The organism is Paenibacillus oralis (genome assembly GCF_003863965.1).
Classification (GTDB): domain Bacteria; phylum Bacillota; class Bacilli; order Paenibacillales; family Paenibacillaceae; genus Fontibacillus; species Fontibacillus oralis.
The window spans coordinates 471112-497415 of sequence record NZ_RRCN01000002.1; the positions used below are offsets into that span (position 1 = coordinate 471112).

12 protein-coding genes are annotated in these 26304 nt (G+C 43.0%); 9 read left to right on the top strand and 3 right to left on the bottom strand.

Annotation, left to right across the window (positions count from 1 at the left end; genetic code table 11):
* The first annotated feature begins 43 nt into the window (after positions 1–43).
* The 4 genes from EHV15_RS35970 to EHV15_RS35985 all read left to right on the top strand — a co-directional run bounded on the left by EHV15_RS35970 (position 44) and on the right by EHV15_RS35985 (position 13643).
* The gene (locus tag EHV15_RS35970; protein ID WP_178076132.1) at positions 44–4561 is read left to right on the top strand and encodes a fibronectin type III domain-containing protein; all 4518 of its coding nucleotides are present in this window, start codon (positions 44–46) and stop codon (positions 4559–4561) included.
* A 214-nt stretch (positions 4562–4775) separates the two neighbouring features.
* Positions 4776–12188, top strand: a complete 7413-nt coding sequence (locus EHV15_RS35975; RefSeq protein ID WP_128636066.1) for a fibronectin type III domain-containing protein — start codon at positions 4776–4778, stop codon at positions 12186–12188.
* Positions 12189–12328: 140 nt separating this feature from the next.
* A complete protein-coding gene (locus EHV15_RS35980; RefSeq protein WP_128636067.1) occupies positions 12329–12661 on the top strand; it encodes a hypothetical protein in 333 nt (110 codons plus the stop codon).
* A gap of 115 nt (positions 12662–12776) precedes the next feature.
* Positions 12777–13643: a hypothetical protein gene (locus EHV15_RS35985; protein ID WP_128636068.1), complete on the top strand. Its 867-nt coding sequence runs from the start codon at positions 12777–12779 to the stop codon at positions 13641–13643.
* 432 nt (positions 13644–14075) lie between these two features.
* Here the strand turns inward: EHV15_RS35985 and EHV15_RS35990 are convergent, their stop codons facing one another.
* Positions 14076–15035 (bottom strand): TPM domain-containing protein, encoded by a 960-nt coding sequence (locus EHV15_RS35990; RefSeq protein ID WP_128636069.1) that lies wholly within the window; start codon positions 15033–15035, stop codon positions 14076–14078.
* Between the two features lie 698 nt (positions 15036–15733).
* Positions 15734–17605 (bottom strand): coiled-coil domain-containing protein, encoded by a 1872-nt coding sequence (locus tag EHV15_RS36000; protein WP_128636071.1) that lies wholly within the window; start codon positions 17603–17605, stop codon positions 15734–15736.
* A 202-nt stretch (positions 17606–17807) separates the two neighbouring features.
* Here EHV15_RS36000 and EHV15_RS36005 point away from each other — a divergent pair, with 202 nt between their 5' ends.
* Positions 17808–19196 (top strand): helix-turn-helix domain-containing protein, encoded by a 1389-nt coding sequence (locus EHV15_RS36005; RefSeq protein WP_128636072.1) that lies wholly within the window; start codon positions 17808–17810, stop codon positions 19194–19196.
* A gap of 122 nt (positions 19197–19318) precedes the next feature.
* Positions 19319–20110 (top strand): hypothetical protein, encoded by a 792-nt coding sequence (locus EHV15_RS36010; protein WP_128636073.1) that lies wholly within the window; start codon positions 19319–19321, stop codon positions 20108–20110.
* Between the two features lie 49 nt (positions 20111–20159).
* On the opposite strand, the gene EHV15_RS36015 is transcribed toward EHV15_RS36010, so the two are convergent.
* Positions 20160–20519 carry a hypothetical protein gene (locus EHV15_RS36015; RefSeq protein WP_128636074.1) on the bottom strand — a complete coding sequence of 120 codons (360 nt, stop codon included), beginning with the start codon at positions 20517–20519 and terminating at the stop codon, positions 20160–20162.
* Between the two features lie 342 nt (positions 20520–20861).
* Here EHV15_RS36015 and EHV15_RS36020 point away from each other — a divergent pair, with 342 nt between their 5' ends.
* From EHV15_RS36020 to EHV15_RS36030, 3 genes are all read left to right on the top strand, one after another.
* Positions 20862–24047, top strand: a complete 3186-nt coding sequence (locus EHV15_RS36020; RefSeq protein ID WP_246062131.1) for a TraM recognition domain-containing protein — start codon at positions 20862–20864, stop codon at positions 24045–24047.
* A 194-nt stretch (positions 24048–24241) separates the two neighbouring features.
* Positions 24242–25102 (top strand): hypothetical protein, encoded by an 861-nt coding sequence (locus EHV15_RS36025; protein ID WP_128636075.1) that lies wholly within the window; start codon positions 24242–24244, stop codon positions 25100–25102.
* Positions 25099–26256 carry a replication-relaxation family protein gene (locus EHV15_RS36030; RefSeq protein WP_128636076.1) on the top strand — a complete coding sequence of 386 codons (1158 nt, stop codon included), beginning with the start codon at positions 25099–25101 and terminating at the stop codon, positions 26254–26256. The genes EHV15_RS36025 and EHV15_RS36030 overlap by 4 nt, the downstream gene beginning before the upstream one ends.
* The last annotated feature ends 48 nt before the right edge of the window (positions 26257–26304 follow it).

A 26304-nucleotide genomic window follows, 5' to 3' on the forward strand; every position in this document is an offset into this window, starting at 1 on the left:
AAAAAAGAAGACTCGATTTTCAAAAATACAATGGAGGTACTCAATGAAAAAGAACTTGTTCAAAGTAGCTCTCGCTCTTCAAGTCGGCCTGCTCTCATTTGGAAGTTTCGGGCCAATAGCGAGTGTTTCCTACGCTGCAACAGGGAACATTAAACCGAATACTCCCGGGATTTATTCGGTATCCGATGGACAATGGGCTAATTCAACATCGATCAACATTATGTTCACTTACAGCGATCCGGATGGAAATGCACAACAATCCTATCAAATTCAGCGATCCTATGATAACTGGGCCACAACAGAGTTTGATTCAGGCGAAATGCCGGCGAGGACGCAACATACGCTTACAGGCTCACGTCAAGGCGACAACTACGTACGAGTAAGGGTTAAGGACTCAATCGGAGATTGGTCGGATTGGGGGTACGTTCATTTTAACGTAGACTCGTTTAGTCCGAATCCATTTACTGTTAGTCCCATTCAATTTTCGAACGACCCGAATGGATCATATCGCATACTAGCGCAGAACGTAACTGATAACATCGGGATTAAACGTGTGAACTTCCAATCTGAGTACAATGGGGCTTGGACTGATCATGGGAATGGTTCTTCTACAGGTGGCGATCAGTGGTACATGGACCTGCCAAAGAGGGGCGAAGGACTTCATACAATTAAGATCACCGCATATGACTTCGCGGACAATTATTATGGACCGGTATTTGCACAGTATCGGGTAGATACTGTGGCACCATCGGCACCTGCAGTTACCCCTTCCACGACGGAGTGGACTAACGGTGATGTTACCGTAACGATTTCTCATGGAAGCGACTCCAACTCCGGGATCAACCGGACCGAATTCAGGTTGGATGGCGCAAAGGATCAAGACTGGACTCCTTATACAGGAACTCTGGCCATTACCAATGAGGGCCAGACAACCGTCACTGCCCGGACGATTGATAACGCCGGAAATATAAGTACTACCACATCAGCATTGGTAAAGATTGATAAGACAGGCCCTGCTGGGCCGGAGATTACACCGAGTACGACAGACTGGACAAATCAAGATGTCACTGTCAATATCGAACCAGGTTCGGATGCAGCCGCGGGGATAAACAGAACGGAATATCGCCTTGTCGGAGCAACCACCTTGAATTGGACCACTTATAATGGACCAATCACGATTAGTGAATCCGGCGAAACAACCATTTACGCTCGTACGATTGATAACATCGACAATATCAGTTCAGAAAGTGCTTACGTGGTACGAATTGATAAAGACCCACCAACGAATCCGACCATTACTCCAAGCGTGGTAGGATGGACGAAAGATAACGTTGGTTTTACTATCGGGGATAGTACGGATGTGAACCCGATCACATATGAATTTAAAATTGGCAATGGTCCTTACGTTGAAGGAGCCAGCGATACGATTACGGATAATGGCGAAACGGTGGTGACCGCCCGGGCTAAAGACTCTCTCGGTAACATTGGAGCCGAAATCCCGCTATCGATCTACATCGATAAAGAACCGCCGACTATTTCGTATTCGACCAGCCAGCGTGATTGGGATTCGCAAGACATTGCACTGACAATCAATTACGACGATACTCTATCTGGCGTAAATGTAAACAAACGATTCTACAAGGTTACAAACAACCCGGCAGTTCCCGCTTCATGGGATATCGCAACGAGTGACGAACAGCCGGTCACTATAACCAGTGAAGGCGAATGGTATGTCCACGCAAAAGTAGAGGACCAGGTAGGCAATTCGGCTTCCTTAACAACATCCCATCTTCGGCTGCAAAGGCAGCCTGCTGAACCGGCGAACGTGGTCGTTAGCAACATAAGAGAAAACGAAGCAACAATTTCCTGGGATCTGCCTGCTGGCGGCACGTTGACAGATGGGTTTTCTTACGAAGTCACGAACCAGACGACCGGGCAAACCTGGACGGTATCTTATCCGCAAAACTCCATTACGGATAACACGCTTCAAGGTGGAACAGTTTATCAATATGTCGTCAAAGCTATTAACCATGTAGGTAGCAGTGCGGACTCGGCTCCTGCCAGTGCGCTCACACTTCCAAAAGCACCGGTAAACATTACTGCCTATAAGGTCGATGGCAGACCGGACCAAGCGACGATTAGTTTTGACCCTGTTGAAAGTGCTACCGCATATCGGCTTGTGGCTAAAAACCCCAGTAATGCCGTCGTGTACGATCAAACTGTCACTGGCTCGGTATATCAACCTATCGAAAATCTTTCTCCGGGTCTGAATTATTCCATTTCTGTCAGTGCAATCAACACGACAGGCGAAGGGGCGAGTTCGAATATCAGCTTCCTTTCCTTACCGAACACGCCGGGCAACTTCAATACCGTAACCATCCAAAAAGATAACATTCGATTGGGGTGGAGTTCCGTAACGTCCGCGACTTACTATAACCTGGAACGGGACGGGGAACAGATTTATCACGGAAGCGGGACCATATTCCAAGACGTGGGACTTGAAAGCGGCACGTCTTATGCGTACCTTCTCTACGCAGAGAACCAAACGGGTGACGGTATTTCAGGGATATTGACTGTCATGACTCTTCCAGCAGCAATATCAGAGCTTCAAATATCTCAACAAACCACAAATAGTTTCTTGCTGAACTGGAACGCCGTTAAAGGAGCAGAGAATTATGTGGTCAAAGTAAACGACAAAACGGTTACTTTGGGGGCGGATGAAACGAGCTATTTGGTTGAGGGACTTGAGGCAGGCGTTTCGTATCCGGTCGAGGTTTATCCGACGAATACAAGTGGAGCAGGGGAATCGGTTTTCAATACGGGTCTTACAATTCCGGACATTCCAACTGGAATGATTGCGGCATCAGAAGAAACATCCAGTGTTCTTACTTGGAGCCCGGTTCCAGGAGCGACGAAATACCGAGTGACAACTGGAGGAAGGTCCCAAGAGGTATCCGGGACCACAGCTACTATTGAAGGTCTCGAGGGAAGTAAATCATATCCCTATACCATTGAAGCTGGCAATGCTTCGGGTTATGGTGATGCCGCGTCCGGCACACTACTTACTAAACCGCACCAACCGACCAATATCCATGAAGCTGGACGTACAGAGCAATCCGTTGAGCTTGCATGGGATGCAGACCCGACCGCTACAGTTTATACAATCATTCAAGATGGGGTGGGTACTCTTGCAACGGTGCAAAACAGCACTTACAAAATTGAAGGGTTGACTGCGGCGACGGGGTACAAATTCACGATCGTAAGTACGAACGCATCCGGCGACAGCACTCCAGCTGTATTCAACTGGGTATCTCAAACTTTGCCGGTTGCAAATGTGATAGCGACACCTGGGACAACGACAGCTCAACTGAGCTGGGATGCTGCTGAAGGGGCTACAGGTTACGTGATTTTAAATGGAAACACCGAAATCTATCGGGGTACAGAACCAACTGCGAAAATATCGGGATTATCCGATGGGCAAGAGTATACGTTTGTGATAAAAGCTTTGAATTCCTTGGGCATTGGTTCGACTGGAACATCGGTTTCCTTTAAGCAGAAACCGAAAACACCTGCAGCAGTTACGGCATCTGTAACGAGCTCCACGGTAACGCTGAATCTCTCTGCCACACAAGTTGTAGGGGCAGATGAGTACATCGTTGAGCGGGATGGGAAAGAAATTACCAAGATCCCAGCTACCGATACCTCGTACACGGACAGCAAACTGGAATCACGTACCACGTACAAGTACACGGTAAAAGCATCGAATGCATCAGGTGTAAGCGATGGCTTTGACGTAACGATTACAACCAGCGCTCTTAACAGTGGGGGCGGTGGAGGTGGTGGTGGAGGCGGTGGAGTTCCTCCTACAACGCCACCTACCCAAACCAAAACGAATGAAGGAACAGATAAAAATAGTAAGTCGTCCAACGATAAGGGAGCTAACAACGGTTCCAACGGCTCCAAAGGCTCTAATAGCTATAATGGCTCCAATGGAACAAGCACGAAAAATGAGGTGAGATTTACCGATATCGACAAGACGTTCAACAAAGATCAAATCCTTGAGCTTGCCGAAGCGGGAATTATTTCGGGTGTTTCCGATAAATCCTTCGAGCCGAATCGTCCGATTAATCGCGCAGAATATGTTGCGCTTATCGTGCGTCTGATGAGGCTCGATACAAAACAAACCACGGCCACCATGTTCAAGGATGTTAAAGCTTCAGATTGGTTTGCTTCTTCCATCGCGGCTGCACTAGCCCATAAACTGGTTGAAGGCGTTAGCCAAGACTCCTTCGAGCCTCAAGCCATGATTTCGCGGGAGCAGGCGGCAAAAATCATCGCGAACGTACTTCGGACTCTTGAAAAAACAGAGGCTAAAGGCGAAGTGAACTTTACAGATAAAACCCAAATTTCGTCTTGGGTCCTCGATGATCTCGCATATCTGGTTGAGAAAGATCTGATCCGTGGATATGAGGATGGAACCTTCAAACCGAAGAACAAACTCAGCCGCGCCGAAGCAGTCGCTCTGATTTACAACCTGAAGAATTATTTAGGGAATCGGTAAGGTGAATACTGCCCCGATTTGGGCGGCATTTTCTTTCATAATCATTTACAGAACCCTATCATTAGCTTTATAATAATAGGTAATCAAATAACTGCGAACGGGGAAGCACCTCGATATTGGTTAAGCCAATATTGGGGTGCTTTTTTGTTTCTGCGGACAGAAAGGAAGGGAGACCCTTTTGAAGAGAAAAGGATTAAGGAAGACCTCCGAGACGATGGGGAAAGTATTGCTTGCCGTCGCTTTGCTTTCACCTCCATTGGCATCAACCGGGCTGCTAATGCCCTCAGCTTATGCTGCTGCTGTAGATAACATAACGGTTGTATCAGACACAGCAACACTGAAAGCTGTACAGTCTTCAGTGGTTAAGGTTGAGATGACTGATAAGGGAAGATATCGTATTATACTTCTCCCAAACACAAATGTGTTTTATGGAAGCGGCGAAGGCAACGTTTCTACAATTCTGGATTACAACGGTACAACGATTAATTTTAACTCGTTGCCATTAAACTATTTCCGGATCAACAACAATGTTATCGAAATGTCTCGCCAAAAAGATAGCTTAGAATTCATCCTCCGTGTATCCATTGTCAATGCAACCTCACTCGGAGCATATATGAAGGTAGAATTGGAGGCCGTCAACCGGAGCGGGGGCAACCAAAACCTCGGAGGCACCTTTTATTGGGACACCAAGGTAAACGACAATGACGGGTCCCCTTTTGAAGTGATTCCAAACGGTTGGAGGAACTATAGCGGCGGAGTTCAGGTCACTGCTTTTTACGCGAATACGTATAATGTTGTAGATGCCGACCGGATTTGGATGGGGCAGTATTCCAATCCCGATAATGCGAGCTTGAGCGGAGGAAGCTCGCCCTCCTACTATACTGTAGGACAAAAAATTTCCGCATCTGATACCGCGGCTCAATTTTGGTGGAATCAACAGACGGTAAGTAATGGGGCATCCAGGAAGTTTTCAACAATTGTTGGTATCGGACCTCAAAATACTCCGCCGTCGTTTACGTTGTCATCACCAGCCTCCGGCCAGACTTTTTATAAAGGCCAGTCACTACAAATCACGGGTACAACTAAGGATTCGGACGTTGGTGATGTACTGACTGTAAAATGGTCTATCGATGGTGGACCTGAAAACATTCTTAATACACTGACTGCGGATGGTTCCAATCAACAATTTACGATGAATTATACGCTCCCTACCAACATGTCGGATGGAGCCCATACCCTTCAGGTTTGGGTAATGGATGACAAGGGAGGCGTTTCGAGTGTCAGCAACGTGAACTTCACAGTAAAGAGCTTCGTTATTCCAGGACAACCTGTTTTTAATGCAACGCAACCAAATGGCTTCGACATTTCTTGGGATAAGAAAGAAAACGATGCCTCCGTCACCTATGAGTTGTTGAATTCGACAACAAACCAAACCATTAATACAGGCACAGCAAACAGTACGACCGTGACGGGCTTGACCCCGAACACCAGTTACTCATTTGTGGTTCGTGCCAAAAACTCCAGTGGTGAATATACAAGCTATTCGCCAGTATCAAACCTATTTACACTTGCCAACGCTCCAGCGTCGGCTTCCATTACGCAATCTGGTAACTCACCGCATGCAACGTGGTCTGCTAACGGAAATCCGACAGGAACAACGTATAAATATGAGCTCAGGGATCAGGGCGGGGCAGTTGTAAAGAGCGGAACAACCACTTCCACCTCAACGAGCATCCCGCTGGATGGGGTTCCCGATGGTCGCTACAACTTGTTTGTTTGTGCGATCAATGGTAATGGAATTTCGACAACATACGCTTCGGCCGGCCAGGTATTAAAGGATACGACTGCTCCTACAGCTCCTGGTGTATCCATTGCTCCAAGCACATGGACAAATAGCAGCGCCACCGTGACCATCACCCACGGAACCGATAATCTGAGTGGAGTGCAAAAGAGCCAATATAAAATTGGGTCGGCAGGAACATGGGTGGATTACACCACCCCATTCACAATTTCGACGGAAGGCTTGCAGGATGTATATGCCCGGACCTTCGATAATTTCGGAAACATCAGCTCTGTGGCATCGTCGACTGCTCTTATCGATAAAACGGCTCCGATGCAGCCATCCATTTCATTGAATCCCTTGGGGTGGACAAGCTCCAGTGTCACCGTAACGATTACACCCGGCAGCGACACACTCAGTGGCGTTCTGAAGACACAGTACAAAATTGGCCCTGGTGGATCTTGGGCTGACTACACTGCACCGATTACGATCTCTGCTGAAGGTCTATCGGATGTTTATGCACGTACGATCGACTACGCTTCTAATGTAAGTTCGGAAGCTACCGTAACAGCGAAGATTGATAAGACTGCGCCATCCGCCCCTGCGATAACGCTCAGTGATTCCAACTGGAGCAACAAAGATGTCACATTTACCATTAGCAGTGGTGCGGATAACGGCAGCGGCGTTGCCAAAAACCAATACAAGATTGGGGCAGGAGCATGGGTGGATTATACGGGAATTGTCACCATTTCGACTGAGGGTCAAACTGATATTTATGCCCGGACCGTTGACAATGTAGGCAATATAAGCACTCAGACTGTTGCGAGGGCGCTGATCGATAAGACACCACCATCAGATCCTCAGGTGCTGTTGAGCGAATCAACTTGGACCCAGAAACCCGTCACTTTTTCAATCGGCGGCAGCTCTGACGTAAATCCCATCACATATGAGTATAAGATAAACGGTGGGGATTATAAGGTCGGTACCTCGGGGACGATAAGTGAAAATGGAGTCACCACGATTACTGTTCGGGCGAGTGATTCTGTAGGAAATATCAGCAATGAAATATCCAAGAAGATTTACGTTGATGCTGTTGATCCATTCATTTCTATTGGGCCTAACACGCAGGATTGGACGGACAAGGATGTCAAGGTCACGATTAATTACTCTGATGAACATTCGGGTGTAGACCCAAATAAGCGGTTCTACAAAGTGACGAGCAGCCCTAATCTTCCGACAAGTTGGGAGACGGCCACTTCGAATAACCAAGAGGTAATGATTCAATCGGAAGGCGTTTGGTATGTACATGCTAAAGTTGAAGATCTTGCCGGTAATACATTCCAAACAACGTCTTCTGAGATTCGTCTGCAGCGAATGCCTCAAATTCCCGTGAACTTGAGAGTGACACAGGTGACCGAAAAAACTGCGCAATTGACGTTTGACCTTCCAGCAGGAGTTCTCAGTGATGGTTATCAATATGAGGTCAAAAACAGTACTACAGGTAAAAGCTGGTTGCTTGATCATCCGAGCAATACGATTACCGATCTATCGCTTGAAGGTGATCATGCCTATGAGTATCAGGTCAGGGCAATTAACCATGTAGGGTCAAGTCCATTCGGCAATTCGGTATCTGCATTGACGCTGCCCAAGCCACCGGATAACCTTGTTGTTCAGAGCGTAGGCACGGATTATAGCCGGGCAACCGTTTCATTTGATCCTGTTGATAGCGCATCTTACTATCGGATCGTTGCAAAAGACAAAAACGATAATATTGTCTATAATGAAACGGTAACAGATACCGTGTATCAACCTGTCGATGGGTTGGATGCTGGAACCATGTACACGATCTCTGTGAGTGGCATTAATGCTTCCGGTGAGGGTACAAGCCGTAACGCTGGCTATCTCTCGTTACCAGCTGCTCCGGGCAATTTCAACAGTATTCAGATCGAAGAGACAGCGATTAAGTTGGGCTGGGAATCAGTGACCTCGGCAACGTATTTTTCGCTGAATCGGAATGGCAGGCCAGTTTATGAAGGCCCGGAACTTCAGTTTTCAGATTCAGGTCTTGATTCGGGTACTATCTACAACTATAGCTTACGTGCTTTTAATGAAGCAGGTGAAGGCGAAAAGTCTGTTCTTGATGGGCTTATCACCTTGCCGGGTCACATTCAGAATCTTCACACATCCGACTATACAACGAATTCATTGCTTTTGACATGGGACGAGGTTCGCGGTGCGACACGGTACGTCATTATGGTAAATGGGAAACTGTATAAAACAGTTCCCGCCGGCCAACCGTCCTTGATGATCTCTGATCTCGCTTCTGGAACAGAATATACCTTTTCAGTTTATGCGGTGAATGAGAGCGGGCAAGGCGTTGAAGCCTACACTTCCGGAACAACGATTCCTGACCAAGTGAGTGCCATTAACGCAACCGATATTCAAGAAACAGCAGGCAGGATCACGTGGGAGCCGGTACTGGGAGCCAATCGCTACCGTATTACCGTTGGAGATAAGATGTTTGAGGTGGCTGGCAACTTCTACGACATCCGCGGGCTTACCGGAAGCCAAAAATACCACTACTCTGTCGAAGCCGGTAACGAATCAGGTTATGGGAAGGCAACGGAGGGCGATTTTCTGACATTGCCGTATTCTCCGAATAATATTGAAGTTACGGCCACTACAGAATCCTCGATTGGTTTGAAGTGGGCTCCGGTAGAAACAGCATCTTCTTATATCGTAACAATGGATGGAAAAGTTGTTGGAACACCGGCATCCGCGGAAATTACCATAGAAGGGCTTACTGATGGCTCGAATCATGTATTCACCATTCAAGCAGTTAACCTGAGCGGTGAAAGTCAAAAATCTATCTTTGGCTGGATGACGAAACCTATCGCACCAACAGTGGTCTGGACAAATCCGAACACCTACAGCACGGATGTAATGTGGGAGCCAGTAAACGGCGCGGAAGAGTATATTGTAGAAAGAGCAGAAACAGTTATTTATAGGGGCAAGGACACCCGTTTCACCCTTACGGGACTCTCGGATGGCCAGGAGTATGATTACACGATCCGTGCAGTCAACGCTAATATGGTAAGTTCCTCGAAGACATCTTTCGGTTTCAAAACGCTGCCGCGCAAACCCGTAATCGTAACAGCGACAGAAGTACAAACCGCTACGTTGACTTTGGACCTTTCCAATACTCAAATGAATGGTATCGACCGGTATGTCATCGGACGTAACGGAGATGTGATAGCGACGATTCCTTCTTCCCAAAAGTCTTATAAAGATGAAGGATTAGACGCGGGAACCGCCTATACTTACTCGATACAGGGGCAGAATAAGTCGGGTTCAGGTGATGCTTTCTCCTTTAAGGCTACTACTCAAACTGATCCCGTGAATTTGAAAACAGTCAAGGTTGAACCAGGAACAAATCAATTGTATATCTCGTGGGGAAAGGTCAAAGGAGCTGCATCCTATCAGATCCGAAATACCGTTACTGGAGAAGTTTATACAACTTCGACCACCGACGTTTCTGTTCCGAATTTGAATTCTGGAACCAACTATTCCTTCGAAATTGCAGCAGTTAATATCAATGGTGTTGTTTCCAAATCTGTTGCCTTTACAGGTCTGACGAAGCCGGCAGAACCGGCCACGGCTAGTATTGGCCGGGTGAGTGATTCCTCTATTACCATCGACTTGACACAAACATCTGTCCAAGGTGCTGATGAATTTATCATAGAGCGCGGTGGAAAAGAGATTGGTCGTGTCTCCGCAGGAATCGACTCCTATGAAGAAAAGGGCCTTGAGGCTGGACAGGTTTACACTTACGTGATTAAGGCAGGCAATAAGTCAGGAATGAGCGATCATGGATTTTCTCTCACTGCAAAGACGGTTCCTGCGAGTATTGATAAACTTGCAGAGGCCACTGCAGTCACTGAGAACAGCGCAACTGTTTCGTGGGATAAGGTGAAGGGTGCAGATGGGTACAGGGTATTCATTGGAACAAGACTTATCACAACGACGGCCGAAACCACTGCTACGATCGATAATCTTGTCAGTGCCAAGGCATATGATAATATCAGTATTGTGGCGTTCAACGACGCAGGGGATGCCATGCCTATTCGAGTAAAGGAATTTGAAACTCTTCCTGTTATTAAGGGTCTCGATGTTATTTCGAAACCTGGAACTACAAAGGCGAAGCTTTCTTGGACTCTCCCGTCAAAAAATGAGATCTTTGTCCTCGTGTATAAGGGAAAGGAGATTTACCGAGGGAAAGAACGTGAGTTTATGGCCGCCGGCTTTACGCCTGGTGAAATCGAGGAAGTATACTTCTATACTGAAAACAGCAGAGGAGATACTTCAGAAGCTGCTGTCCATTCATTCCTTATGGTGCCGGCTGCACCTACGGATGTAAAATACCAATCCGCTCCTTATTCTGTAACAATCGACCTTTCCGGAAGCGAAGTCAAGGGAGCAATCGGCTATGTAATTGAGCGCGATGGCAAAAAAATTGCTCAAACTTCCGTTACGTCAGCGGTGTACGTAGATACGAATCTTTATCCTGGACAAACCTACCACTACCTGATCAAATCGGTGAACGATTCGGGTATAAGTGAGGAAGGGCATGCTGTTGACGTAACAACACTACCGAGTGGTATGAAAGGCGTTCCTACTGTAGGAAATACTACAACAGATGAAGTCAACCTTACTTGGGAGCCGGTTGAAGGTGCGACAGGTTATAAATTGTACTACGACGAGTCCCTTATTACAGAAACAGACAAACCTTCAGTAAACATTTCGGGACTGGAAAGTGCTCATCAGTACAGCCATTACCGAGTCATTCCATACAACCAAGCAGGGGTAGGCAAAGGGGCTGATGTGCCGGTATTTGTAACCTTGCCAGATCCTAATTTTACTGTGAACGCCACAGGTAAGAGCAACACTGAAGTTGATTTTACTTGGACATTACCGTCTAATAACGAGATTTTTGTCCTTTCTTTCGGTGGCTTGGTAATCTACCGCGGGAAAGATCAGAGCTTCTCGTGGAAGGATCTGAAGAGCGGTACAGCCTATCAAGTGGAAGCATGGACCGAAAATGAACTTGGTGATCGGAGTGACGCCAAACAGATTACCGCTCGTACTCTTGGGTTCCTTTCTCCACCCAGTGGAGGCAAAGGAGGTGGAGGCGGGGGAACACCTTCAACGTCTACTCCTATTAATTTTGAAAAGGATGTGCCACCTGACCTTAACGATACACCTCCTTATCCAGTGGCTCCTGTGGTTAAGCAGGTGAAATTTGTAGACATTGATAACACCTTCAACAAAGATCAGATTGAGTACCTGGCTCAGCAAGGTGTTATCGAAGGAGTGACGGAGACAAGGTTTGAACCAGGACTTGCTATCACTAGAGCCGAATTCACAACACTGATTATTAGATTGATGGGCTTTAAACCAGTTGATTATCAAAACACATTTAAAGACGTTAAGGCAGAAGACTGGTTTGCTCAGTTCATCGCAGTAGGAGTTGCTAACAATGTAGTCTCGGGAATGGGAGCGGGAGTGTTTGTTCCTAACGATCATATTACAAGAGAGCAGGCATCAGTTATTCTTGCCAATGTGCTTAAATCAATGAATGCATCAGCGTTGTCAAACGGGCAGGAGTTTGTAGATCAAGAGAACATCTCTAAATGGGCTGAGGAAAAGGTCAAATATTTGTCGCAAATGGAAATGGTCACTGGATATGAGGATAGATCTTTCCGGCCGCTGAACAAACTCACTCGTGCGGAAGCAGCTGCCCTAATCTATCGGCTAATAGACGTAGTTAACAACAAACTTAAGAATTAAGAATAAATTGGAGCCTACCCCAGAAAAGAGTTTCTATTATTAAGGTAGGTAACTGCATACTTGAACGGGGAAGCACCCCAGATTGGAGTTCATCCAATTTGGGGTGCTTATTTTTATCAGGAGAGGGGGCTACTAGTTATATGTTATTCACTTCAAATAAGGACAATCATGGCAAAATGGGTTATTCTGCTGGGAAATCTGCAATCGATCTTCTATCCAAATTACAGGATCTACTTAAAGCTGAACTGGATTATTATGAAAGGTACTATTCACCCTCGATGATTAGTGAATATTCTCTTGATCTAATTAAAATACAAGCTGAGATAAAAGGCACAAAAGATACGAACTATCTTTCTTATCTCAAGAGCATGGAAAGAATACTGATTAGTCGTATAACCAAATATGACTCGAATCAACGAGCTCTGATCAGCAAGGAAATTAAACATGTAGAGGAAAGGATTCGCGATTTCTAAAAATCCCAGTTATAAATTTAGAGATTAAGTGGTAGACTAAGATTACCGGGTCTACCACGTTTTTAATGAGTTTAATTTAGGTTTACTATGGTCTACTCAAGAAGGGATGTTGGTAATGGATTCAATGGATCGTGCCCAGGAGCGAAATGATGCAATAGAAGAAACAAGAAGAGCTCGGGAACTTGGTGGAGATGACAAGAAAGGTAAAGTGGTTAAATCTTTTAAGGTTAGGCCAGAAACCAGAGACTGGATAGACAAACTCTTTGCTGCCTCTGGTATTCAAGTACAAGATGAGTGGCTAGAGAAAGTTGTTCAGGATTGGGAGATGCGCGAGCTTGCGAAAGGAAATCCGGATTTTACCTATCTACTTGATAAACTTGATTACTTCCTCGGCGGGATTTCGAACATCTTCCTTGCTTTTCTGCATGGTGAGCAGGCAGAAAAGAGGCAGATGGAGGACCGATACTCTGCAGATGCCGATAAGCTGCAGGAAGAGTTGGAAAAAGCAAGAGAGGATCTGAGCAAGCAACTTGAGGAAAACAAAGAGATGTCTCTTTTTGTGGAAAGAATCCAGAAAGAAAAAGAACAACAGGATGCGACTATCGAGCAACTGCGGGGTTTAGTTGATAAATCAGATTTGTTGGTGAAAGAATACACAGTAAAAAATCAGAATCTCTCTGATTTGGTTTCCAAGCAGACGAAAGCCGCAGAAGAAGGCGAAAAACACGCAGAGGAAGCAAGGGCTATTCGAACTCAGAATGAGCAACTGACGCGGCAATTAAAGGAACTTGAGGACAGAATGACTCGTATGGAGGAAAAGCATCGAGAAGAGTTGGCAAGTTCCCTTGCAAAAAAGGATCTCGAACATGAAAAAGAGAAAGTACAGCTACAGGCTGAATACCAAGATAAACTTGAAAGCATGAGAAATGAAATGACCCAATGGCTTATGGAAGCCTTAAAACCAGGGCGTATCGAAGAATGAAAAAAGCAGCTTCTCCATTTTGAGGAGAAGTGCTTTTTGTTTTCCGCTTCATATTAAACTTCACCTCCGTGAAGACTTTTCTTTAATTGTTAGGTATAAGTCATTTGCTTCTCTCCAAAAGAGAAACCTTATGATGAATGTGTTTATACAGATGGCGATAATTGGGGCAGCTATTTTCTGTGCATCGTTATAGAAACATCTAATGATAAATGTGGCAAATTCACCCCCGGTGATGGCTAGTATAGCACAACAAATCCATTGTGTTATTCTCATAGGTAGTCTTCCTTTCAAATAAAAAAAGCACCAAATCCATCTGTCTTAAAGAGGGACTGGTACTTCCAGTTTTAGATATTCGGTTACTCATAGTATATCAGGATTCCTAATCTAATGTCTACAAGATACATGTGTAGGTGGGATCATTAAACTCATTAATCATCTTCGTATTATTCGCTTTGCTTCAGGATTGTCTACACTTTTATGTTGATTCTTCTCATTGTTGTCTACCCGTATAACTCTAAGTCCAGTATTTGACTCACTATCATCAGTATTCGTTCTGCGCTGAGTCACAGGTTGAGTAGATTCAGTCGTGGTGGTGTTGTTATTAAGCATGTTTTCCAGTGCATCTGCTACTGAAACAGGACGCTGTGATCGAGGCCGGGTTGTCTGAGTGGACTCTTGCCTAGAATTCTGTTCTGTTCTTCTTCTATCAGTGGAGCCATTTATATCATCTCCGAATATACGTCTCAGTATTTGGTAACCTACTGAAGTTACAGACGTAAGAACCAGAAATGAACCTAAAAAATATAAAGGAGTTAAAAGGAATTTCGAAGAATCTTCTTCTTTATCTTTTTTTGGAGAGCTGGATTCTTTGTTCTGCTCTTTATTTGCTACTTTTAAAGTGTTTAAATTCCGGAATGTATTCATAAAATCCATTACACCTGCAGAAAAGTCTTCATTTTGGGCATATGAAACAAAGTGCATTCTAATCAGTTTTTCAAGGGTGGTTTCATTTGGGTTCTCTTTATTATCATATTCCTGTGGAAGATTAACATTTGAAAGATAGGCAGTGTTCCTATAATTGACTTCGATTCGATGGTCCTGTTTTGATATCAAAATGAGCGCCTCGTCATTATTCAGTCCCCAGGAATTAAAAACTTCAGCTGCGTATTGTGCAGAATTCTGACCGTTTAGTGTATCGATGGTTAGTATGTAAAAGGTTATGTTCGAATCTTCCTGGTGAGCGATACTATTTATTTCATCAATTTTTTCATTTGGGAAAATATGTGCCATGTCTTGCACGTAGTCTTTCTTTTCTGGTACTGATGCAAGGGCTGTCATAGGTGTGGATATAATAAGAAAAAATAAGAAAAGCACAACCGTTATTTTATTCATAGGGATCACCTCAAGTAAGACTTTTATTTAATAATATCAAGTGACTGCTTTATCGACAGTTTTAGTGGCAACGACAAAATTGCTATGGCTAACCTAAAATTTCTAAACACGTATTATGTTCCAATTAAAGAAGCACCAAATCCATCTGCTGTTACAGAGGGACTGGTGCTTCCAGATATCAGTATTCAATTACTTCGAGTATACCAGCATCTCTTAACTTATGTCTATATGGTACTTTGGGAACGCATTTCTATTTCGCCCGGCAAGGGGGGGTATTGACCGGAACAATTAAAGATCAGTATTCAGGGTTTTCTCCATCTTGAAGAATTTCAAATGATTTTTTCCATATAACTCATTGTTAGAGGTCGCTTTAGCAATAGTCCCCCTGATCATTAGATAGCCGTCATAGCCTTCGACGATTTTCATCAGACGCTCAGTTATTAAGAGGGGATAAACAGAAGTGTCACGCCCCTAAATTGAGTTAGATTACTTTTATGGCGAAGTCGTCTTCATTCCCGCAGATGCATTTTTTGAATCCTGTTTCAATATGCTCACCAGTATGTATACCCCGAAAAGTATATTTTTCGCCACAATTGTTACACTTAATTTTAACTTTTACCTTTTTACCAGTCAGAATACCTGATTCAGAGTTTTTTTCAGCCAAGGAGACTTCCTCTCTTTCTCTTAGGGAAAACTAACTAACAGTTATCTTCATCGGACCTATCGCCTCCAACATTTCTAGTATCACCGTTCGAGTCTGGGGGTTCGGAGTCAGATCCAAATCGTATTATCCTATTTGCTTCAGGAATGTATTTTTCATAATTTTGTTCATTATCCTTTACGCGTATAACTCTAAATCCGGAATTTGATTCACCATCGTCAGTACTAATGTTGCTTCTACTCTCAGGAGGAGCAAATTCAGACGTGGTTGTGGTGTTATTAAGCAAGTTTTCCAGAGCTTCGGCAAATAAAGAATTGGGCAGTTGGGTTTGAGTTCGTATCATTTGCCTTATCACATTTTCAAGATGCTTAACATTAGCCGTAAACTGAGAAATCTCTAGTTCTAATAAATCCAGGTCGAATGGATGAATTTGGGTGAGTTTCTCAAGTCGTTCTTTTTGAACCTTAGTTCGTTCGAATATAGCAGAGAGGCCAGAAATCGAATATATTTGCAGCCCATTTTTCACTGCTTCGTCTTCAGCTTCACGCAATCTAAGTGACCAGGAATTTAGTTCCCTCCGAGCAGAATCGATTTTATTCGTAAATATCCGCTGAGAGTTTTCAATCATTTTGAAAGAACCCTCAATTGTAGCTAATCTAGACTCAACATCGATGACTAAATCATATGCCTCTCGGTACTTTTGTACTTGATCGGACAATAATCCTTTGATTTTTGATATGTCTGCCTGCAGAGATCGGAGCTCGGAGAGCTTATCATGATAATCTGCCGGCAGCCTGCGCCAATGCTTTTCAACCAGGATATCCTTGAGTTCAATGTGTATGTTATTGAACTTTTCATCGGTAAGTGTTATCTCTGAATTTAATTTTTCAATCTTGTGAAGGACTTTGATGACTTGCTTCTTTAAAGAAATTCGTTCCTGAACATCATCGATGGCAGCTCTTAAGCTTTTGGATAATTCCTTAGAATGCCGAGTAGCTTCATCCAAGTGACCATCATTAAACGATCGCTCGAATAGACGGAGTGATTGTTCAGCATCCGATATTTTGGAATATGGATTAAACTCAATCAATCTCAAGTTATTCACAGCGAGGAGGCGATCGACCTGCCCCTTGAAATTATGAATACGCTGCACCGCGGTACTCAATTCTTGAAACAGTTCAGGCATTCGGTTCAAACGCATTTTAAATTCGTCCATTTTTTCGCTTAATACATTTAAATTTGAATCGATGGATTCAAGATCGTACATATGGAAGTTCAAAGCTTTATCCAACTCTCTTTGAATTTCAATGAGTTCTTGATGGAACTTTTTATTCCCAGTGTCCATGGAGACTTTTTCGTAGGAGTCTTGAAGCTCCTTTAGTCTGACATTCAATTGTTCACCGAATTTATAGATTTCATTCGTCATTACTATAAACGCTTGAACCTGATTCCTTGTGCCGATGAGGGAAATTTGAATTTCATCAAGCTGCTTCTTTATCTCGCTTATATTGATTTCATATGCCTTCGTTCGAAGAAGAGGAATCCGAATCACTTTAAGCCCGATAAGTAGTTGTGAAGTCTGGGAAGATAGGGTATTTAGGTTTTTACTAAGCAATTCTAGGTCTACCACGGATGATCCTTTAAAATTACTCGTTAGATCCTTAACTGCATTTTGAGTTTCATTCAGTTCAGTATTTAAAGAGGAAATTTCCGAGTTGATTTTTATTTTGACTTTATAACTTCTATTCATTCGTCTTTTAATAAATATAGTGATAACTAGAGCAACAATGAAAGCAGCAATTACAGGAAAGATCTGAATGGATATATTATTCAAATCGGCCCAGTATGGTACGGATACGTCTATCGAGTTCGGTTCAACTGATGCCGAAAATGGTAATATTCTATTCAAAATGATCACCTCAAGTAAGTCTTTATCTAAATAGTATCCTGTATAAGGATTATCGGCATTCTTCGCGACTTACGTAAAGCGAAATTCAATGTTGGAACCTAAATGAAGCTGTAGGAGTTAACAATTTTGATCTCATGTTACGGAAAAATTTCATTAGGGGTATAATGGTAGTTATTAAGAAATCTTGTCAGGGTAGTGGGTGATGAAAGAATTGTTAGAAAAAGGGACCTCGCTCAACCCCGAAGTGGTCGGTCGTAAAATTCGGGAAATCCGTAAGGAAAAAAAGAATTTAACGATCATTCAGCTCGCCCAAAAGCTAGGGTATGCAACGGGTAAATTGAGTAATATTGAAAGGGGGAAGCGAGCCAAATTCCCGCTTGAAGAACTGGAGGTGATTGCCAAGGTCTTGGAGGAACCTCTAGAAACTTTTTTGAAAGATGATTCAGATTACCTAAACGAACTTGAGCATATTAAACAAAAAATTAGTTTAGCAAAGCATCGACTAAGTGCAGGTCTTGTGACCGGTCTAAAACCTACTCTTACGGATCTTCAAGAAACGATTGAGAAAGTAGCAGTACACGATGTGATGGTTCATTTGAATTTTTTATGGGCTGAATATTACAGGGGGCTCTGTGATTACGATCTCGCTTCCGAATACTACAAAGAAATATTGAACACAGAGGTTTATGATAAGGAAGCTATTGAGATAAAAATGAGGACATTTAACGCACTTGCATCTTTACAGATACATGAGCGTCAGCTTAAGGAAGCTGTTCTAACTTTGAGAACTGCTTTGAACTTCATAGAAAAACACGATGGGACGTTAAACTTAGACAAGGCTAATGTTCATTACAATTTAACACTTATTTATTTCAGGTTAGGTTATTTAGATCTGGCTGAGTATCATGTTCAGAGCTGCTTAGAAATAACAAAAGGAAAAAATGAACAAGCATACTACTATGCTCTGTATCTGCTTTCAATAACCTACTGGTTAAAGCAGAAGTTTGAGCAAGCGCGAAAGCTTCTGTTTGAGTCTATGAATTGGTTCCAACGCCAAAAAGATTTGGGTAGCTTATTTAACTCTCTTGAGTTTATATTTTTTATATATCAAGTAAAACCGAATTTAATCTTTATTGAGATGCTTAATGATATAAGGGAGTTTCTTAATGTTGTGGTTCCAGATCATATACTGCCACAAAAATTACGGTGTTTCTTCAGATATATTGAGTTTGAAATTGAACGAGAAAATTATTTAACGGCACATGAAATGTTGGATATATGTAAAGGATACCTCTCAGATAATTCAATCGAAGATGGATATAAAGCTTACTTGTTGGAAGCGATATTGATACGAATTACTTCTAAGAATATGGTAGCCGAGATACATGCTTTAGAAAAAGCTTTAACCTACTTTAGTCCAGGTGACCGTTCCCTTCAAAAAGCATCAGTGTTGTCTCAATTAGGAAAACTTAAAGCCACATGTGAAAATATTTATTATGAGGAAGCCCTAAGTATATTCGATGAAATATATAATAAACAAGTAAAATTTGATCACACCATTTTATCATTATTGCCCAATGCCATGTATTAGTATTAGATAGCAGCGGTTTGGAGCATCCACTCTGCTGCTATTTGGTTAAGGCTTCACTAAAACTTTTTCTTATTTTCTGTTAGAATGAATGGATAATTTGCTTGAAGAGAGGAGGTACCCTTGTGAAGGGGGTTCTGTCGAAATTCACAAAACCAATAAGTATTGAACGATACTTCAGCAGCCTTCCTTTGTACGGAACAGTCGAATCAGTAGATTCACTTTCTGGATATTTTCTAAGACCGGAGTTAAAGGATCTTCTTCTCCAAAGCAATCAGTACATGGACAATAGAAACAAACAACTTGTCTTAACGGATCATGCTTACGAACGCTGGAACCAAAGAGTGGCTTATTCCACGGAGAAAACAATACTTGAAAATAAATTGAATATTCTCTACGCAATGCTTGATAGGGTTGACTTTATTACTCACGAGATGGGGGTGATTGACAAAGATATACTATTCACTTATGAACAAGAACAAGGAAGAATTATTATTTCAACCTTTTATGGGCGGCTCTCTCAAAATCCATCATTAAACCATTTTGAGACTATGCGAAACTATAATCATCAGAGCGATGACTATATTGAACTTTCCTTGGTTGATTCTATACTATCCTCATTGTTCGATCCTCCAATACCGGCCCAACGCATGATTTTTAAAGGGAGTACATCACAATACTTGATCGATAAGTACAGCGACAATGAACGTTCTTTGTTTGTGCTTTTGGTTCTTGAGGGAGCCGAGAAGGGATTACTTCGAGAGATTTACTCTGACCGACCAGAGTGTGAGAAAATTGAGAAGAGCGTACGTCAGGCAATATCGTTGCTTGGAGAAGAAGAATTTGTATATAATCATATAGCTTTTCATTACCCAGATGAACTCAGTAAGCGTCTCAAAAAGCTAAAAGGAAAATAAAAATAAAAAACACCCTTGAGCATTCAAAGGTGTACACTTGAAAGAAATTCTATTGGTCAGCTCGCCAAACCTGAGTCTTAGAACGATTTCTGCTTTTATGTTTTTGTTTTTCCTCTTTACGTTTGTTACCGAGGTAAGTAAATAATTGATTTTTTTCTTGAAAGGTTATTTGAAGGTCGTTAAATAATAAACTTTCAAGTTGTTCCCATGCATTCTGAAGAGTTTTAACTTCGATTTCTTTGCGCTCATTTTGCCGAGCAATTTCTTCAATAGAAACACGGGGATTTATTGATGGATCAAATTGGCTGTAATCGATGGGTTCTCTGGATGTTAATAAATCAACTAATTCTGTTATCATTTCAATCTTCTTTATATTGTTATTGGCTATATGTGCATCGTTTTCAGACATTGAGAGGCCGCCTTTCCATAAACTAGTCTAAGAATAAACTACCGTATTAACGGAACAATTGTCAAAACCAATTTTCATTTCTCAAATGATGAATGCTTTGATATATTTTACACGAATCATGCCATTTGGTTTTCAAATGACTTATTCTCTAGTTAAGAGTCTTTATCCCTTGTCTATAAAAAGGATAGTGAAGTATAATAATATCAGAAACTGAATATCTGGAAACTGGAAGCACCAGTTATAGCGATAATCGCTATGGCTGGTGCTTCCTTTTTTTGTTTTTAGGAGGCGATCGACACATTTTTATTTTTTCAATGACTTTTAATAAAAGGAAGGTGACCCATGGACGACAGTTCTGTAAACGGAGCAACCGGTAGTTCTATGCCGCCACGATTCAGTTCGTTTGCAAAGAAATGGTGGGTTGATAACCGAGAAAGACTTGAGGAGTGGTATCGAATTTATTTCCATACCATTAGCGTTACGCTCCTTTTGATTGTCAATTTGTGGCTTGGATTTTCGTCATTTTTATTGTTCTTTGCGCAGTGGTATCACGTTGATTCGGGACCGGTAGGTTTCTTATCCCTTTTTTTAAAAAATCCGAATCCACATGGACCCTTGACAAACCTATTCAACCTTTTTTACGTTCCTTTAGATCATCATATGGCTGTCTGGATCTTATTGGTTCTCAACCTGCCGTTATTTAACTGGCTGTACTCGACAACTACCCAACCCATCATGCGGGGGTATTCAACTATTATTAGTTGGACTTCCAAACGTGGACGAATAGCTGCAGCTATCTTATCAGGCATTCCATTCTTTTGTTCTTTTACAGCAGTTTTCGCGTGGTATGTAAGACACTACCTATTTGACTTTTTCACTTCGGTAAAGTCAGATAAGGAATACCTTGTCGTTCATTCAATGGAGAGTTTCGGGTATGTACTCATGTGTGTACCTATATTCATCTCTTTGTTTTCTGTCTACCTGATAGCTAAGGAATTTTATCGCAACGAAGATATTCAAAAGATGTTTTTTAAGTGGGAGTTTCCGCTACTTGCCAGTCAATCCTTTTCACTTCGTGGGAAGTCTTGCGATGTAATTGTCGGATGGGAGAAAGATACCAACAAACCAATAGTGCTAAAGGAAAACTCTCGTTATTTGCACGAATTGATTGTCGGCGCTACCGGTACGGGTAAGACTTCAACAGCCATTTTAATACGGATTATTCAGGATCTCATTCGTATAGCTCGAGGAAGAAGAATGGGGGTTGTTGTTCTTGAACCCAAGGGTGACTTGATAAGGGATGTTCAAAAACTTTGCGCAAAGTTAGGAATCCAAGGCGATAAGATCAAGATCGTCGATCCAACGGACCTTGTCCGATCTATTAAGTTTAATCCTTTCCTCGGTCCGTTGGAAGCTGCAGCTGAAACCTTCCGGGGGGTACTAGATGCGTTAGCCGGCGACCAGGATGAATTTTTCAAAGGCCAACAAAATGAAACCGCCAGCCTTTATACTATGCTGGGGAAAATTCGTTACGGAAACATCTTTTCCATTGTACAGATGCAACAGATGTATAGCGATCCTCGTTACTTAGCCAACATTACTGAAGAGGTAAGAGTGGCTCTTGACAAGGAATTGTCTGACACTGATCTTCCTCCGGAAAAGAAAATACTTTTTGAGCGGTATGATCGTGTTGTTGCTTATTTCGAGAATGATGTCCTTGAGTATAAGACTTTCAGGGATAAAGAGGGCAACGTCAACCCTGTCGTTTATCAATCTGGCCATAAATATGAGGGCCAGCAGGTAGTCGACAACAAGAAGGATAAGTTCGTCACTGGTGCTAAGAAATACTTGAATGACATCGTGATGAATGCAATGCTCTCCCAGTTGATGGTTGCAAATGATGGAGAGGAGGCGCTGGATATAGACAGATTCCTTCAAGAAGGCGGCGTTCTTCTTGTGAATACCGCCCTTGGGGAACTGGAAGAACTTAGTTTGTCTTTTGGTCAATTTTTTATTCGCCAATTCCAATCCAGTGTGTTCCGTCGTCCTCCGGATGAAAGTGGCGTCAAACGTTGCCCGATCTTTTTCAATATTGACGAATTCCCATTGTACATCAACGAAGCATTTGTACGTTTACTAACCCTTGGCCGTTCGTTTAAGGTAGGCACACTAATAGCCATTCAGTCACTAGGACAGCTGAAGGTTGTAGTACCGGGATACGATAACACTGTTATGAACTCCGCTCGGAATAAAACAGTTTTTGGTGGTGGTGAATTCGAAGATAATGAAAGGTTCTCCCAAAACTTCGGTGAGGAGCACCACGTTGAAGAGTCTATGAATGAATCGACCACACCGGTAAGTATGCCAAACCAAAGTTGGGGAATGAGGTACAACACTCAACGAAAGCTCGAGGCGAGGTTTACTCCAACTGATATTAAAGAGCAACCATTTAAGCACTTCATTGTAGACTTGGTTGATGGTGACGGTAGTGTACAAGCCCCTGTCGAGGCTTATGGTAAATTCATTACCGAGACAAAGTTCATCAAGAAGTTTGTCAATATTGGACAGATTGAATTCGAAACAAAAAATCACAAGCCGCTTGCTATTGCTGCTCATAAATTGGTACACTTTAATCTTTTGAGACCACTCTTTGCAGAGAGTGTAAAGGAAGAAGACATTCAAAAAACATCGCAGGTTGAAGAAGTTCAGGAAGATAAAGCCCCCATTGAAATGTTACCAACATCACCGGTGCAGGACGATGAAGAGGAGCTGCCATTGAATGGAACTGCAATTGTACCCCTGGAAAGCCAGAATGGAATGGAGCAACAACGCGGGTATACGCCAGATCCCGTATTCTCAGAACAAACTAGGGTTCAAACTCCAGTTGATGTTTCATCTCATCCGTATGAAGAAGTCCAGCGGTTAGTTGCTGTAGATGACGAAGAAGAATCTCCACTTGATCAAACGATGCCAGTTGGACAAAGACAACCTATCACACTTTCTCCTGAAGAAGAGGAGAGCTATGAATTTTATAACGACTCAACGAGAAGCTTTCCCGCAGATAGTGGAAATTCGGAATATGATGGGGTTCTAAGTGTAATAGATGATGATCCTTCTCTTCATCCAGTTAGTACAGACAATACGATGGATCATGTGGAAGATAGTATTCGATTACCAAATGCTATGGAAGCCTCGTTAAACACCTTATTTAATCAGTTGGATAAACCAACTTCTGTGGAACAAAGTATTCATCACGACAGTGATTCGTCCAAAGGCGGGTGGGATTTGGCAGACATCACCACAGATTCTAATCAAGGGGTACAAGTTGTTGGACCAACTAATATCCCAACAAATCAACCTACGAAAAAAAGAGAAACGATTTCACCGGCGCAGGGGGCTGAGAGTACCGAAATAGATCGGGATCTTATTGACCTAGTAGCAGAAAACAAAAAAAGTGGCCGATCAATTCAACAAGAGATCGCCAACTCTCGGATTACTGTTTTGCATGACACGGTTGAAGAGGATTAATGAAAGTGGTTTTATGGCGCATGGTTGACAATGCTAAATTAAATCATTACTATATAATTAATTGAATAGTTCGGAACGAGGAAGCACCTCGCACACACGGCTTTGGCCTGTGTACGAGGTGCTTTTTCTATTCTCCGGACAAATTTTTTTATTCCAAAATCTAAAGGAAAGAAGCTGATCAGGAAATGCGTACTGTGGAACAACACTTTGATAGTGTTGGGGAAGAGCAACTGGCATGGGCGGACATCAAAGAATCGCAGCGTGTAAAGCAGGTCCTTTACGCTGAGGCGATCGGTCTAGAAACTCTCTCTTTCGGTAACAAGAAGGAAGAAATGCTAAAATTGAACTACAAAGGGGTTTATGGTTACCTTCCGAAATCCCGCATCGATAATTATGAATTCAAAGGACTTCACCATTTCCTGGGTAAGGAATTCGAATTCGTCGTGGAACAAGTAGACCTCGAAGGCCATTGGTTCCTGGCAAACCGGATTGAAGCACTGGAAGTTTCGGCGAAACGCTTCTGGAAATCGGCCAAGGTTGGCCAAGTATTAGTTGGCTTCATTAGAGGTATGGATGTATCTCGACTTTATCTTCTGGTTGAAGGCGTGCCGGCGATCATGGGGAGAGAGGACGTAAGCTATTCCTATATCGATGACATGCGTAGCGAGTTCGAAATTGGTGACACCATTAACGTAAAAATCACAAACCTGGAAGCTCCTACTGAGGAAAACGGCGATGGCGTTCTCGAAGTAAGTGCAAAAGTACTCCAGAGAGATCCATGGGGGCAAATCGCGCACTACAAGGAAGGCAGTTCATACAGCGGCATAATTACGAAGGTTCACCCTTTGCATGGCGTCTTCTTGGAGCTCGTTCCCGGCTTGAGGGTGAGGACAAATTTCCCTCCGAATGCAAATCCGACAGTTTTGCAGAAGGGAAAGAAGATTACCATCAAGGTGTTGGAGATCAATCATCGCGAAAGACGTTTGAAGGCCATAACGATCATTCCGCAAAAATCCATCAACGCCGGCAGACGCGGCGGTAGAGTGGTACAATGAGTGCAAATCCCGGGTTACTCACTTTTGGATCGGAGCAACCCGAACGTCCGGTGAGAGGGGTTACCCCCTCTCCTCCCGCATTTGCTTTTCAAATAGTTCCTCCGGAGCGTAATCCTTATGGCCAGGATGCACCGAACGACATTGAGGAAATGCTTTTACCGGACGGTTCCCAATTTGGGTTGTTTAGCGACCCGTATGCCCAACAAGTCTTTGTCAAAGCTAATGAAGGTGTACGTAATGGCCAATATTGGTTTAATGAAAAGCTAGCCGATGGCCACTTTCGCGAAAAAGAGATCAAACTTCTTGATTTGCTTTCGACGATTCGAATTGCAACAAGAAGCCAAATTCATCGGGCCTTCAATCAGGGGGACGTTCCGGATGATGATCGGAGCACGGCCGAGTTCATCAAAAAGTGCAGAAGAAATGGTATTATATGCGCCTTTTCATGGATTTCACCTTTGCAAGATGGTCGTAAGAAGCCTTTCGTGTATGCACTCACTCAGGCCGGGGCAAAAGCAGCAGAACTGGTGTTCCAAAAGAAATTGCCGGACAAGTTCTGGCTTCAACCCATCGTATTCCCACCTGGGCGATCTCCTTCGATGGATGTTTTTTTTCTCGACTTGATAGCGAATGAACTATATAGCGAATTGGTTCGGATCGACCGATTACTTGAATGGACTCGTCGGCCAACGATTAAAATTCCAAACTCGCAGTCAAATCATTACCCTTACGCTTCTTTTAAAATCATCAAAGACAAAAACGACTTTAAGCTGTTTTGGATTGAGGTGTTTCGGCCGACACGAGACTGGGTAAACAAAGTGGTTACACGTTTTCAAAGAACTCAACTCGCATACAACGCGCTTCAGGAATATCAAAGACCAAGCAGAATCATAATGATTGCAGACGGCGACAGCCGTGTGAAGATCCTATCCGAGCTTGCACAAAAGTTTATGCCAAGCGTAGAAATCCGTTTTACAACGGATGAAAGAATCCTCTCTGGTATTGGACCGGACACTTTTATATCCTACAACTTCGAGAAGGAACAATTGATTCGTAGATCCTTCCCTTATCTTAAACCTGGCTTTGGTGGAATGACCGCATCCGAATATTATGCATCGCTGCAACCGAATTTTGAAGACGATGAAGATCTGTAATCAATCGACATCTCACATTTTGAGAAAGGGGTTCCCCTTTCTCAAAAT